The sequence below is a fragment of the Streptomyces sp. NPDC048419 genome, assembly GCF_043200415.1.
GTDB lineage: Bacteria > Actinomycetota > Actinomycetes > Streptomycetales > Streptomycetaceae > Streptomyces.
Genome location: NZ_JBICXT010000032.1, coordinates 34,817 through 48,232 on the forward strand (window position 1 = coordinate 34,817; position 13,416 = coordinate 48,232).

Here is a 13,416-nt window from a genome sequence, read left to right on the forward strand (position 1 = left end):
CGTCACGGCATGAGCGCCCGGGTCGCATTCCGCGGCCCGGGCGCTCCAACGTCTATGCGCTGCTGCAGCAGGGCGATGGCGCCGAGGGCGGTGCCGGCATCGCCGAGTCCGGCCGGAATCACTGGTGGTACCCCGTACGAGCAGCGTGCGACGTGGCTGTTGAGCGTGTGCTCGATCGGTGCCATGAGGGCTCGCCCGGTGTCGACCAGCTCACCGCCGACGACGATCAGGTCCGGTCCGACGGCGTGACTCACGTCGGCCAGCACCCTGCCGACCTGCGCGCCCACTCGGGCCATAACCGTGTGCGCGGCCCGGTCGCCGGACTCCAGTGCGGTCACCAGGTCCGGTACGTCCACTGCCGAAGTGCCCGCAGTGCGGCAGGCGTCCAGTACGGCCCCGATCGAGGCCACCGTCTCCAGGCATCCGATCGCTCCGCAGTGACAGGGCGCGCCATCGGGGTCCACGGAGATGTGGCCGAACATTCCGGACCGGCCGTGAGCCCCGCGGTGCACGTTGCCGGCCATCACGAGTCCGCCGCCGACGCCGTGAGACAACCGCAGGTACAGCACGTTCTGCTCGCCCGCGGCCGCGCCCCAGACCGTCTCGGCCAGTGCGGCCAGCCGGGTGTTGTTGTCGATCAGCACCTGTGCGCCGAAGCGCTCGCGCACCAGCGCCGAAACCGCGTTGTGCCAAGGCACCGACGACTGGCCGCCGTCCCGGGAGGCGACCGGTCCGACCACTCCCAGGCCGACACTGCGGAAAGTGCCCGGCCGCAACGCCCCGCCCGTCAGGCTGTCTGCCAGCCGCCACGCGAGGTCGAGGCGCGCCTGCCACGGGACGTCATGGGCATGCGGCTCGGCCGCGGCGCCCGTGATTTCCTGTGCCGCGTTCATCGTGGCCACCCTTACCGCCCGTCGAGCGAATTCGATGCCGAGCAGCAGGCCGGTCCCGGGGTTGAGGGCCAGCACCTCCGCCGGACGACCGCGCTTGCGCCGGGCCGCCTCCGGGACCGAGGCGAGGATGGTGCCGTTGTCCATGAGCGCGCCGACGGCGTCGTAGAGCGTGGTGCGGGACAGACCGCACAGGGTGCCTAACTCTGACCGCGTCAGCGGACCGTGCTCACGCAACAGGCGTACTACCAAGGCCTCATGACCTTGGCGTGACCGAGGCTGAGAGCCGCGTTCCTGCGGCAGGCCGGTTGCGGCGGAGTTTCGCGTCGTCTCAGTCAGCATGGCGGAACGTGGCCCCCTAGTTGAGAACAGCTGTGACGTAGAAGCGCGGAAGTCAGCCCGTCGCTCTGGCGCGAGAAGCTAGGGGAGATCTTTGTGGGAATTCTGTGGGCTTCCGATGCGACGGAAGATCGGGCCGGGAGGCGGGCTGCCCACCTCCCGGCGCGGGCGGCAATGGAACGGTTCGGTGTCCGGCTGCGTCGTCCTTCTCCGGGGCACGGTGGCTGTGTTCCGGAGACGGGAGATCGAATGCATACGGGCGGCTTCGCCAAGTGGACAAGACGGTTCGAGGACGAGCGGGAGCGCAGGCGTGCCCTCGGTGATCCGGACTGGGGGCAGCGCGCCGCGCTGCATCCGGCGGTGTGGGCCAGCGTCCAGCGCTTCCAGGTCGGCGAGGACGGTGACGGTGCCAACCTCGTCGGCAAAGCGGACCAGGCCGGCGACCCTGACTACGGGCAGGCGGTCCGGCTCTTCGTCGCCGAGGAACAGAACCACGCCCGCCTACTTGCTCGGCTGCTGGCCGCGGGGGGCATGCCGACATTGACCGGCCACTGGAGCGACACGGTCTTCGTACGGCTGCGGCGTCTGATGGGCCTACGCCTGGAACTGCTGGTGCTGATGATCGCGGAAGTAGTGGCGCTGCGTTATTACCGGGTGCTGCGCGATGGCACCGACGACTCGCTCACTGCGGACGTGGCTGGGCGGATCCTGTCCGACGAGCAGCGCCATGTCCCCTTCCACTGCGAGCGCCTGCACGCCTCCCTGGCGGAGCTGCCCCGGGCAATGCGCCGCCCCGTGATGACCATGTGGCGACTTCTCCTGTTCGCGGCCTCCCTCGTCGTCGCCGCCGACCACGGTCCGGCACTGCGCCAACTCGGCATCCGACGCGTGCAGTTCGTCGCCGATGTCATGGCCTCCTCCCACGCGGTGGTCTCCGCGGTGCTGATGCCCCGCCCGGATGAATGGACGAGCGCGGGCTGAAAGAGACAGCCCGCGCGCCAAGACGCTGCCCGTCACCGCCTGGGGCACCTCCGATCACTCTCTACCGGTTTGCAGGATTCCTTCGACGGCATGCAGGAAGGTCTCTGAGATCAGTTCGGGGTCGAAGAGGCAGCCGGCTGCCATCGCGCCGTCCCGCAGCATGACGAGGTGCCGGGCCGCTACGTCGGCGGGAGCGGCGCCGATCTGCGACAGCAACTCTGTGATCGTTTCCAGGAACCACTGCCGGTGGGCCAGTACGGCTTGGTGGACCGGGTGGGAGGGGTCGGGGTATTCGGCCACCGCGTTCAGGAAGGCGCAGCCGCGGAAGCCGGGGGACCGGATGCCCTCGGTGATGGATCGGGCGACGGCCCTGACCTTGTCGACCGGTGACTGGCTGCCTGCCTGAGCTGCGGCGACCTGTGCCCGGATTCCCTGGTCGGCCTGGCCGAGGTAGGCGAGGACGAGTTCTTCCTTGCCGGTGAAGTGCCGGTACAGGGTCGCCCGGGTCACCTGCGCCTCCGCGGTGATCCGGTCGATGCCGACCGAGTGGATCCCCTCGCCGTAGAAGATCCTCGTTGCTGTGCTGAGCAGCCGCGTTCGCGCTTCCGACGTGCTGCGGCCTTCCGGGCTCCGGTTCATGCGGCCCAGGATACCCAGTCGGTGAGGTAGAACGTTCGGTCTTGACAGGGGCGTGCCCGCGCTGTTTAGATCCGAGGTAGACAGAACGTTCTCCCTCATTATGAGTGGAGCCCGCACCGCCGTCGAAAGGCATTGCCATGGACACCCTCGTCGCCACCACCTCCGGCAGCATCCCGGTGACCTTGCGGAAGCTGTATTTCCTGCGCTTCGCGTTCGCCGCCGTGTGGGCCGTCCTGCTCTTCACGGCCGCCGACACGCTGGGCCCGCTGAGTGTGACGCTCCTGCTGATCTACCCACTGTTCGACGCGGCGGCCGCGATCGTCGACGCACGGTCCGCCAGGGCGAACGGCACTACCGCCAACCCCCTGTATGCCAACATCGTCATCAGTTCACTGACGGTCATCGGCCTGGCCCTGGCCGCCACGTCCGGTATCCCGGCCGTCCTGCGAGTGTGGGGAGCCTGGGCTGTCACCGCGGGTCTCGTCCAGCTGATCGCGGGTGCCATCCGCCGGAAGCTGGGCGGCCAGTGGGCGATGATCGCCAGCGGCGCCATCTCCACGATCGCCGGCTCGTCGTTCATCGCCCAGGCGGGCAGCAACGACCCCTCGCTGAAGAACCTTGCCGGCTACGCCTTCCTCGGAGGCGTCTTCTTCCTCATCTCCGCATTCCGACTCAACTCCGCTTCCCGCCGCCAGGCATGACCCCGCGGGCTCCGCGGCCGACGCCTGTCCGAGCCGGACGGGCATCGGCCAGCGCCTCTGGACGGTGCCTGTGCAGGGCAGCCGTGCCGGCGGCGGCCGCGCCCAAGTCGCGGTCTTGCCAGGCCACTTGGGCAGTCGATTCGCGACCGGAGCGTGAGGGGCGGCATGCAGAGAGTCGAGCGACAGGGCTGAGCCGACGCGTCGGGGGTAGCCGAAACAGCAGCAAGCACGGTGCCTTTTGGGTGCCTGGAGGGAAGGAGCGTCATGCCGGGAATGATGGAGCGCATCAAGCAGTTCGCCAGGAGTCCCCAGGGGCGGCGCGCAGCCGAACAGGCGCGCCGAGCCGCTGCCGATCCGCGTCGCCGGGCCCAGGCCCAGCGGCTGCTGGGCAAGCTCCGTGGTCAACGCTGAGCACATTCGCCCTACACGTGCGTGAGTTGACCGGCACACTCTCTCGAACGGGAATGATCATCGTGGAAAGTTCGTCGCTTCGGGCAGTGGGCTGGGCCCGTACGCTGCCGTTGGACTGCGAAGTGAAAGCGGCCCGGGACTGGGCGCGTGAGCATCTGAAGACGCTGGGCTGGACCACCAGTGCTCCAGAGACGGTGGACGCCATCCTGCTCACCGTCTCCGAGCTGGTGACGAACGCGCACAGGCACGCCCACAGCAGTGCCCAACTGGTGATGACCTATGACGACCGTTGCCTGCACGTCTCCGTGCACGACGGTTCCAGCGACCTGCCGACTCCGCGTGAGGCGAGCACGGAACGCCTCGGTGGGCGTGGCATGTTCCTCGTGGACGCACTGGCCGACACATGGGAGTCGCACCCCTGCCCCCACGGAAAGTCCGTCAGCGCGTGCTTCCGGGCGCCCGCCGCCTGAGTGCGAGCGCCGGGCTGCAGAGCCGGTGGGCTTCCGTCCCCGCGGAGCAGGGAACCGAAGCCCACCGTGGAAAACCGGAGTGTCAGGCCTTGTCCTGCATGTCGCGGCGTGCGGGATTGCCCTGTTGGGCGGCCTTGGGGTCCTTCTCGCCGGCCTTGGCACGCACGCCCTGGGCGATGCGGTCGCCGACGGTCTTGTCGATGTTCGACCAGTACTCGAAGGCCCGCTTGAGGACGGGTTCCGAGACACCGTTGAGGAGATGACCGACGACGTTGTCGACCAGGCGGTCTCGCGCGGCGTCGTCCATGACCTCGCGCACCATCGTGCCCGGCTGGCCCCAGTCGTCGTCCTCGGCATGACTGACGTAGGCCGCACGTGTGATGGCGCCGTCGGCCTCCCAGCTGGGCGGTGAGTAGCGGGCGGGGTCGGCGGCGGGTCCGCCCTTGGAGTTGGGGGCGTACACCGGGTCGGTGGTGTTCCGGTACGCCATCGCCCCGTCCTTGGAGTACGTGTGGACGTCGACGACGGGGGCGTTCACCGGGAGCTGCTGGTAGTTGCCGCCGATCCGGTGGCGGTGTGCGTCCGAGTAGGAGAACAGCCGGGCCAGCAGCATGCGGTCGGGGCTGGGGCCGATGCCGGGGACGAGGTTGTTGGGCTGGAAGGCCGCCTGCTCGATCTGGGCGTGGTTGTCGGTCGGGTTGCGGTCCAGCGTCATCCTGCCGACCGGGATGAGCGGGTAGTCGCCGTGCGGCCACACCTTGGTGAGGTCGAACGGGTTGAACCGGTAGTTCGCGGCGTCCTCGTACGGCATGACCTGCACGTGCAGCGTCCAGCTGGGGAAGTCGCCGTCGCGGATGTGCTCGAACAGATCACGCGTGTGGTAATCCGTGTCTGCGGCCGCCATCTGATCGGCCTCGTGCTGAGTGAAGCACTCGATGCCCTGGTCCGTCTTGAAGTGGTACTTCACCCAGAACCGCTCACCGGCGGCGTTGATCCACATGTATGTGTGGGAGGTGTAGCCGTTCATGTGGCGCCAGGTCCGCGGGATGCCGCGGTCGCCCATCAGCCAGGTGACCTGGTGGGCGGACTCGGGGGAGAGGGTCCAGAAGTCCCACTGCATGTCGTGGTCGCGGAGGTTGTTGTCGGCACGGCGCTTCTGGGAGCGGATGAAGTGCTGGAACTTCATCGGGTCCTTCACGAAGAACACCGGCGTGTTGTTGCCGACCATGTCGTAGTTGCCTTCGCTGGTGTAGAACTTCACCGCGAAGCCGCGCGGGTCGCGCCAGGTGTCCGGGCTGCCACGCTCACCCGCGACGGTCGAGAAGCGGGTGACCAGGTCGGTGCGTGTTCCCGGCTGGAAGACGGCCGCCTTGGTGTAGGCGCTGACGTCGTGGGTGACCTCGAAGTGACCGAATGCGCCGCTTCCCTTGGCGTGCGGCTGACGCTCGGGGATCCGCTCCCGGTTGAACTGGGCCATCTGCTCGATCAGATAGGCGTCCTGCAGGAGGATCGGACCGGCGGGTCCCACGGTGAGCGAATGCTCGTCGCTCTCGACCGGGGCGCCGGAATCGGTCGTAGTGACGGGTGGGGTCTCGGTCATCAATCTGCCTCTCGTCGTCCGTAGCATCGGGGTGCTGGGCACCCCGCACGTGCCCGGAGCCAGTCGGTCCCGTCAGCCAGGTGACCTCGACCGACCGCGGCAAACATCTCTTTCGCGACCGATGTACCGGCGCATCGAGCGGGCCGACAGCTGCGAGGCACGCCGGGGCGACGGCAGCGGGCACGGCGGCAGCACGAAGCGGTGCGTGCTGACCGGCGCCTGTCTGTTTGGTGCGCACTCCTGGCAGGATGTGCCGGTTCGGCGGAGGCCGCCACCTGAAAGGCAGAGGAGGGCGGCGTCCGGTGCTCCGTCCGGACGCCGCCGCCGTTCAGGGCGTCATCCGCGCCGCGATGCCTTCACGAGCTCCGGCAGCGTGGCCAGCTTGCTGCGTGGCCTGCCCAGGCGTCGTCCGCGGGACAGCTCCGCGTGTTCGATGGACGCCATCCCGCGCGCGTCCACCACATGCCGTCCGCGCCGGCGCACGAGCCGTGCGAAGGCCTTCGAGGAGAGGGCCGGCTTGGGCAGTGTGCCCGCGACGGCGTCGGAGAGCAGCGTGCCGACGGTTTCCGCGGAGCAGGCCCGGTTGGCACCGATGCCGCCCTGGGAGCCACGCTTGATCCACCCGACCACGTACGCCCCCGGGAACCCGGCCACCCGCCCGTTCTCGTGCGGAATCGTGCCGGTGGACTCGTCGAAGGGCAGTCCCGGCACCGGCGTCCCCTGGTAGCCGATCGCCCGCAGCGCCATCCCGGCCGGGATCACGGTGTGCCCCGCCGCACCGGTGACGCGCACGGCACGGATCGCCGAGGTGTCCTCGTCGCCGACCAGTTCCCTGGGTTCGGAGTGGAAGCGCAGCACGATGCGCCGGCCCGGCCCCGCCGGGCGTGACCAGGCCACCGTCGTACGGGGCACGTCGCGCAGTACGGCGGCGATGTCATCGGGGCCCGCCGCGTCGATGGCGTCGGCGGTGCGGGGGTCGTGGTCGTCGACGACCAGCTCCACGCCGGGCAGCCGGGTCAGCGCGAGCAGTTCGGGCCGGGTGCAGGCGGCGTCCTCGGGGCCGCGCCGGCCGAGGAGCACGATTTCGCGTACGGCGCTGTCGCGCAATGCCCGCAGCGCGTGGTCGGCGATGTCGGTGGCGGCCAGTGCGTCGGCGTCGGCGACCAGGATGCGGGCGACGTCGAGGGCGACGTTGCCGTTGCCGACCACCACGACGCGCTCGGCGGAGAGGTCGACGGCGTCGGGCGCGACGTCGGGGTGGGCGTTGTACCAGGCGACGAATGTGGTGGCCGAAAGGCTGCCGGTGCGGTCCTCGCCGGGGACGCCGAGCCGGCGATCGCCGGAGGCGCCCACCGCGTACACGACGGCGTCGTGGTGGGCGGCGAGCTCGTCGACGGTGACGTCCTCACCGGCCCGGACCCCCAGCAGCATGCGCACCCGGGGGTGGGTGTGGAAGCGCGCGAACGTCTCACCGACCTTCTTGGTGGTGGGGTGGTCGGGCGCCACGCCGTAGCGCACCAGGCCGCCGGCGACCGGCAGCCGGTCGATCAGGGTGACCTCGGCGGCGGTGTGCAGGAGCAGGTCCTGGGCCGTGTACATGCCGGCCGGTCCGGTGCCGACGACCGCGATGCGCAGCGCCGGGAAGTCGGCCGGCAGCGTGCGTTCGAAGGCGGGCCTGTCCCAGGCGTGGAAGATCGGGCTGCCGGCGGCCGGCTCCGGCGTCGGAGCGTCGGCGTAGTAGGCCGCGTTGATCGCGACGAACACCTCCTGCGGGCCGGTGAGTTCGTCCGCCGGGTGGATCGCGTCGACGGGACAGGCGTCGGCGCACGCGCCGCAGTCGATGCAGGCGACGGGGTCGACGTGGAGCATCTCGGTGCTGCCGAACGCCCGCTCCTGGGGCGTCGGATGGATGCAGTTGACCGGGCACACGGCGACGCAGGTGGCGTCGCTGCAGCAGGTCTGAGTGATGACGTAGGGCATGGTGTCCGCTCTGATCGGCTGTGCGGGCCTGGTCGGTCAGATGAGGTGGGCGCGCTTGTAGAACGCCAGGGCCGGCTTGGTGAGCAGCCGGGCCGAGGCCAGGAAGTCCATCAGCCCCGAGCAGCTGGAGCGCATCATCGCCTTGTGGTGCTCGTTGGACCGCGCCGCCTCCAGCGCGCGTTTCGGGTCCAGTCCGGCGTTGGCGTACACGCCCTTGTTGACCATGCTGGTGACGATGACGTACGCGGCGACCGCGATCACGAAGGCGTGGATGTGCCGGCGTATCCGTCCCGCCTTCGCGAGGTTCTTGCGCGTCTCGTCACGGGCGAACTTCATGTGGCGGGACTCCTCGACCACATGGATGTTGTTGATGGTGCGGACGAAGGGCACGACCCGCTCGTCGCGCATCCAGTCGCGCTGCATGACGTCCAGGACCTCCTCGGCCACGAGGATCGCCGCATACGCGGCCTCGCCGAACGCCAGGGTCTTGAACGCCCGGCCGAGTTCGACCGCCATACGGTGCGGCCGGTAGGCCGGCGCCCCCAGCTTCTTCGCGCCCCGGGCGAACATGATCGAGTGCCGGCACTCGTCGGCGATCTCGGTCAGCGCCCACTGGACCTTGTCGTCGCCGGGGTCCTTGGCGTAGATGTCGCGCAGGATCAGCTGTTGCAGGATCATCTCGAACCAGATGCCGGTGCTGGCGACGGAGGCGGCTTCGTGCCGCGTCAGCTCCTTGCGCTGCGCTTCGGTGAGTTCGTCCCAGTACGGGGTTCCGTACAGGGTGCTCCACTCCGGGCTGGCGCCGTGGAAGTCCGTGTCCAGCGGCGTCTTCCAGTCGACTTCCGTCAGGGGGTCGTAGGAGAGCTTCGCGGACGAGTCGAGCAGCCGGCCGGCGACGCGGGCGCTCGGCGCGGTGGTCTCAACGTCCGGACGGGTCGTGCTGCTTGCCATGCTCCAACTCCTCAGCTCGGATGACGGACTCGCGTCCGTTTCTGCGTGGTGCGTGTGATCGCGGGCGAAGGCCGATCGCGCGCCTGGGGGCAGCCGAGGACGCGCCTGCCCGGGGGGACGTCTCGGGCCTCCGTCGGTGCGCACGGTGAGCCGGTCCGACGGCGGCGAAGACGGCAGGCGCTGGTGGCGCCGTAGCCCTTGTTAGACGCAATGTATAACAAGGGTCGGCGGCGTGCCTACCCGTGAGTAAGGAAGTTCTGTGCGGGAAGTCTCGAGGTGGTCAACCCCAGCCGTACGCGTACGCCGCGACCCACGTGATGTCGAGCTGTGCGCTGCTTCCGGGTGCCGCCCCCGGCCCCTCCAGGGCGCTCTCGTTCTGCATCACCCACGACAGAGGGCCGTCCGGTACGCCTCGCGTGTCGTGGCCGGTCTCCCGCCCGTCGACGAAGAACCGCACCTTCCCCGGCGTCCACTCCGTGGACACGGTGTGCCACTGCGTCCAGTCGTCACTGCCGGGGTAGGAGCCCTGCTCACCGCCGCCGCAGGGATGGTGGAAGGCGGTGAGCGAGCCCGTCCACTCGCCCTCGGGATGGTCGATCTCGCAACCGCCGCCGTAGTGCAGCCAGGCCGATTTGTAACCCGGGGCCAGCTTCGTCACCTTGATGCGCGCGCTGTACTTGCCGTAGGTCATCTGCATCACCGCACGCGGGACGACGGCGGCGGCATGGACCGGGCCTCCGTCGGAGGGCCGCCACATCCGGATGAACATCCTCCCGTCGCCGTCGGCCGCGGGGCCTACGCTCACCGTGTCCTCCGGGTGGTACACGCCCACCACGTCACGGCCCCGGCTGTTGGCCGTGTCGCGCCAACCCGTCGGATACGCCCACCAGTTGTCGCGGAACTTCCCCGTCAGCCCTCCGCAGTAGGCGCCCGAGGTGTCGACGTGGTGATCACAGTCGCTGAAGGAGCCGAGCGGTACCCGGTCGCCGTTGAAGTCCTCCGCGAGGACCTGCCAGAACGGCCCGCAGTCGCCCCGGGGCAGACTCGCACCCGTCGTGTGACAGGCGTCGGCGGAGACCGGCACCGCGTCGGCCCGGGGGAGCCACAGCAGTGCGGCGACGAGCATGAGGCCCGAGGACAGGAGCAGGCCTCGCCTCCTGTGGTGCGGCGCCGCGTGCGAACCCATCCCAGGCTCCTCGATGCTCAGCTGCCGGCCGTGTCCGTCCTCCTCGCGAAGGAACATCGTCGCTCGTGACACCGGGCAATGCCATCCCCGGGAAAGGCACCGAACCGGACGCCGACGCTCCGACTCCCGTGACAGCAGGCCGAGTTGACCTCATCGGCGGCCGACGGGCCAGGCTCACCCGCAGGACAGCAGGCCCTCCTGCTGCTTCGCCGTCAGGACGCGATGGACGCTCTGGTCCACCTGCGTGCGGAAGGTCGCGTTCTCCGCCATCCGCATCTGCACGGCCTTGGCCATGGTCGGGATCAGGGTCGGGTCGACGGTCAGCACCAGGTCACCGCCCGCCGACAGGAAGTTCAGGGCCCGGTTGGCCGGAGGCACGGCCTTCACGGCGACCGCCTGACCGAGGTCGTCCGAGATCACCACACCCTTGAACCCGAGGTTCTTGCGGAGCAGCCCCTGGATCACCGTGGAGGAGAACGGAGCCTGATGCCTCGGGTCGATCCTGCTGTACGTGGCCGAGGAGATCATGACGAGCGGCGCACCGGCCTTGATGCCCGAACGGAACGGGTCGAGGCTCGAACTCGAGCTCGCCGTCACCGAGTCCACGACGTTCGCCGTGGTGTCGGTGTTGCCGCGGACGTTGCCGAGCCCCGGAAAGTGCTTCAGCGTGGCCAGCACCTTCGACTGGGCCATGCCGGCGGCGAACGCGTTGCTGTGAGGGGTCACGGTCGCGGCCGTATGGCCGAACTCGCGGTCGAAGGCGCCTATCGGGGCGTTGTTCCTGCCCAGAGATGCGGGCACGACATCGGCGACGGGCGCGAGGTTCAGATTCACGCCGGCCGCCCTGAGCTGATCGGCCCAGGTGGCGGCCTGGCTGCGCAGGTACGTCGTCGACCAGCTTCCCTGCACGAGCGCGCTCGGCATGGTCGAGAACCCCGGACCGGACAGCACCTGTACCCGGCCGCCCTCCTGGTCGGTGGAGACCAGCAGGGGAACGCGACGTCCCGCCACCGTGTCGGCGTGCGCCTGGAGGCCGTCGACGAGGGTCCTGGTCGCCTTCGTGCCCGCGGTGCTGCGCCCGGCCAGGAACACCGACCCGACGTGGTACTGGCGCATCAGCTGGATCTTCTGCTGGTCCGGCTTGGACGGGGTGACGGCACCCATGAAGAGCTGACCGACACGCTGCGGGACCGTCATCGCGCCGAAGGTCTTGTCGACGCAGGTCGCGGCGGCGCTCATGGCCGCGCGGCCCGGCGCTCGGGATTCGACAGCGGCGTGCGAGGTGCATGCCCCTGCGAGACTTGCGGCCGCCAGCGAGAGCGTCACCACGGGAACGGGCCACAGGGCCCGCATCCTGCTCGTGTGCCGGTTGTGCGCCTGCTGAGATTTCATCAACGTTGTCCTTCGTCGATACCTCCGGCTTCAGCCGGGGGGGAACCGAAGCTCCTGCGGAGCAGGGCAAGGAACGGTGTTTCGCCGCCGGGGCGAAAAGCCGTCTCTCCGACGGCGTGAGCGGGCCCGTTGTGATCGGGAGCTCTCAACTGTCAGACCCCCCAAGTAGGTTCGGGTGCATGACGACGGAAGCGAGCGCGCAGGAGTGCGGGTATGCCCGGTATACCTTCCGGCTGCGTCTGTCGTTGACGGCCCGGCGTGCGCTGGAGGCCGAGTGGGATCGGTGCCGGTGGGTCTGGAATGAATGCGTGGCGAAGTCGAAGGCGGTCCATGCGCGCAACCGGGCGGGCGGCGAGAGGGCGACCTGTGGGCCGGTGCAGCTGGCGAAGATGCTGACCGCGGCCCGTGCGGTGACGCCGTGGCTGGCCGAGGGTGCGTGTGTGCCCCAGCAGCAGATGATCCGCGACTTCGGTAAATCCCGCGCCAAAGCCTTGAAGGACATCGAGGCGCGTCTGCCGATGCGGCAGCGTGCCGGAATGCCGAAGCACAAGAAGAAGAGGGGCGCGCTGGCCACGCTGGAGTACACGAAGCGCGGGTTCCGTCTCAAGGACGGTCACCTGCATCTGGCTGGCGGGATCGCGGTGCGGCCGGTGTGGTCGCGCGAGCTGCCCACGCCGCCCTCCAGCGTGCGCGTGTACCGGGATGCGGTGGGGCACTGGTGGGCGTCGTTCGTCGTTGCGGTCGTGAGCGAGTACCTGCCCGCGACCGGACGGGTGATCGGGATCGACTGGGGTGTCAGGGAGATCGCCACCACCACATCCGACGCCCACGACCTTCCTCATCCGCAGCACGGCCGCACGGCCGCGCAGAGGCTGGCCCGCTATCAGCGGATGATGGCCCGGCGCCGGCCCGCGAAGGGCCAGGCCGCCTCGAACGGTTATCGGGAGGCGAAGCGGCAGACCGCCAAGCTGCACGGAAAAGTGGCGCGGCAGCGGCAGGACGGCGCCCGTAAGTGGGCCAAGCATGTCGTGCGCGACCACGACGCCCTGGCCGTGGAGGACTTCCGCCCCAGATTCCTGGCGAAGTCCACGATGGCCCGCAAGGCGGCGGACGCCGCGATCGGAGCCACGAAGAAGGCCCTGCTGGAGATGGCCCGTAAGTACGGCCGCATCGTGCACCTGGTCCACCCCGCGCACACCAGCATGGACTGTGCGCAGTGCGGAGCGAGAACCAAGCACGCACTTCCCCTCTCCGAAAGGACGTATACCTGCATCGCGTGCGGAGCCGTGTCCCCTCGGGACAAGAACTCCGCGCGAGTGATGCTGGTCCGGGCTGGTCTGCAACCCGGCTAGCGCTGATCGTGCAAGACCTGCTGGTCCGCCGGGCCGGCAGGCAACGTGAGCTAGGAATCCCCCTCCTGCAGGAAGGGGAGGAGTCAATGGATCCCTCGCGGCACACGCACCCGCACGCCCAGTACGGACCGGGTACCCCTTGGGTGGCCGCCGACGACGGTCTCTCGTCCCGTCCGAGAAACGTACATCCATTCGGCGGTATGCGCCTGCGCGCACGCCGAGCACGTCGAGGGTGGCCGAGGGCGCTCCCCGACTCGCTGAGTGATCGCTGAGAGATTGCTGAGTGATCGCTGTCGCATCTCTATTGACCTGCGCAGATTGGCTGTGTTTCGCTCTGTGGATCTAGGGGGCGAAGTGAGTCAGGGTATGGGGAGATTCATCCCGATCGCGGGCGCGGTGGCCGGGGTACGCAGGCACGCGCCTCCTCTTGCTGGCCCGTAGCGGCCTCCCTTCCTCGAGTTCGTTCGAAACGTCGAGTGCGCCCCGCAGGCCCAGCACGTCCCATATGCCTGCCCTCACCGGAT

General features: G+C 69.3%; 11 protein-coding genes and 1 pseudogene. 5 read left to right on the forward strand and 7 right to left on the reverse strand.

The window, feature by feature from the left end; all coding sequences use genetic code 11:
- Positions 1–2: 2 nt before the first annotated feature.
- Positions 3–1,127: an ROK family protein gene (locus ACGFYN_RS40540; protein WP_393871013.1), complete on the reverse strand. Its 1,125-nt coding sequence runs from the start codon at positions 1,125–1,127 to the stop codon at positions 3–5.
- Positions 1,128–1,478: 351 nt separating this feature from the next.
- Between ACGFYN_RS40540 and ACGFYN_RS40545 the strand changes: the two genes are divergently transcribed.
- On the forward strand, positions 1,479–2,210 hold the full coding sequence (locus ACGFYN_RS40545) for a ferritin-like domain-containing protein (RefSeq protein WP_393871014.1): 732 nt from the start codon (positions 1,479–1,481) through the stop codon (positions 2,208–2,210).
- A gap of 54 nt (positions 2,211–2,264) precedes the next feature.
- On the opposite strand, the gene ACGFYN_RS40550 is transcribed toward ACGFYN_RS40545, so the two are convergent.
- The gene (locus ACGFYN_RS40550) at positions 2,265–2,849 is read right to left on the reverse strand and encodes a TetR/AcrR family transcriptional regulator (protein WP_393871015.1); all 585 of its coding nucleotides are present in this window, start codon (positions 2,847–2,849) and stop codon (positions 2,265–2,267) included.
- Positions 2,850–2,986: 137 nt separating this feature from the next.
- On the opposite strand from ACGFYN_RS40550, the gene ACGFYN_RS40555 reads away from it, so the two are divergent.
- The 3 genes from ACGFYN_RS40555 to ACGFYN_RS40565 all read left to right on the forward strand — a co-directional run bounded on the left by ACGFYN_RS40555 (position 2,987) and on the right by ACGFYN_RS40565 (position 4,431).
- Positions 2,987–3,550, forward strand: a complete 564-nt coding sequence (locus ACGFYN_RS40555) for a hypothetical protein (RefSeq protein WP_393871016.1) — start codon at positions 2,987–2,989, stop codon at positions 3,548–3,550.
- A 264-nt stretch (positions 3,551–3,814) separates the two neighbouring features.
- The gene (locus ACGFYN_RS40560) at positions 3,815–3,961 is read left to right on the forward strand and encodes a hypothetical protein (RefSeq protein ID WP_384257352.1); all 147 of its coding nucleotides are present in this window, start codon (positions 3,815–3,817) and stop codon (positions 3,959–3,961) included.
- A 62-nt stretch (positions 3,962–4,023) separates the two neighbouring features.
- A complete protein-coding gene (locus ACGFYN_RS40565) occupies positions 4,024–4,431 on the forward strand; it encodes an ATP-binding protein (RefSeq protein WP_393871053.1) in 408 nt (135 codons plus the stop codon).
- 82 nt (positions 4,432–4,513) lie between these two features.
- Here ACGFYN_RS40565 and ACGFYN_RS40570 read toward each other — a convergent pair whose 3' ends face one another.
- The 5 genes from ACGFYN_RS40570 to ACGFYN_RS40590 form a co-directional block, all read right to left on the reverse strand.
- Positions 4,514–6,031, reverse strand: a complete 1,518-nt coding sequence (locus ACGFYN_RS40570; protein ID WP_393871017.1) for a catalase — start codon at positions 6,029–6,031, stop codon at positions 4,514–4,516.
- 336 nt (positions 6,032–6,367) lie between these two features.
- Positions 6,368–8,011 (reverse strand): FAD-dependent oxidoreductase, encoded by a 1,644-nt coding sequence (locus ACGFYN_RS40575; RefSeq protein ID WP_393871018.1) that lies wholly within the window; start codon positions 8,009–8,011, stop codon positions 6,368–6,370.
- A gap of 36 nt (positions 8,012–8,047) precedes the next feature.
- Positions 8,048–8,962 carry a diiron oxygenase gene (locus tag ACGFYN_RS40580; RefSeq protein ID WP_393871019.1) on the reverse strand — a complete coding sequence of 305 codons (915 nt, stop codon included), beginning with the start codon at positions 8,960–8,962 and terminating at the stop codon, positions 8,048–8,050.
- A 280-nt stretch (positions 8,963–9,242) separates the two neighbouring features.
- Positions 9,243–10,148: a glycoside hydrolase family 16 protein gene (locus ACGFYN_RS40585; protein ID WP_393871020.1), complete on the reverse strand. Its 906-nt coding sequence runs from the start codon at positions 10,146–10,148 to the stop codon at positions 9,243–9,245.
- Between the two features lie 174 nt (positions 10,149–10,322).
- Entirely contained in the window at positions 10,323–11,540 is a 1,218-nt protein-coding gene (locus ACGFYN_RS40590; protein WP_393871021.1) for a glycoside hydrolase family 3 N-terminal domain-containing protein, read from the reverse strand.
- Positions 11,541–11,719: 179 nt separating this feature from the next.
- On the opposite strand from ACGFYN_RS40590, the pseudogene ACGFYN_RS40595 reads away from it, so the two are divergent.
- Positions 11,720–12,941 (forward strand): annotated as a pseudogene (locus ACGFYN_RS40595) (RNA-guided endonuclease InsQ/TnpB family protein).
- The last annotated feature ends 475 nt before the right edge of the window (positions 12,942–13,416 follow it).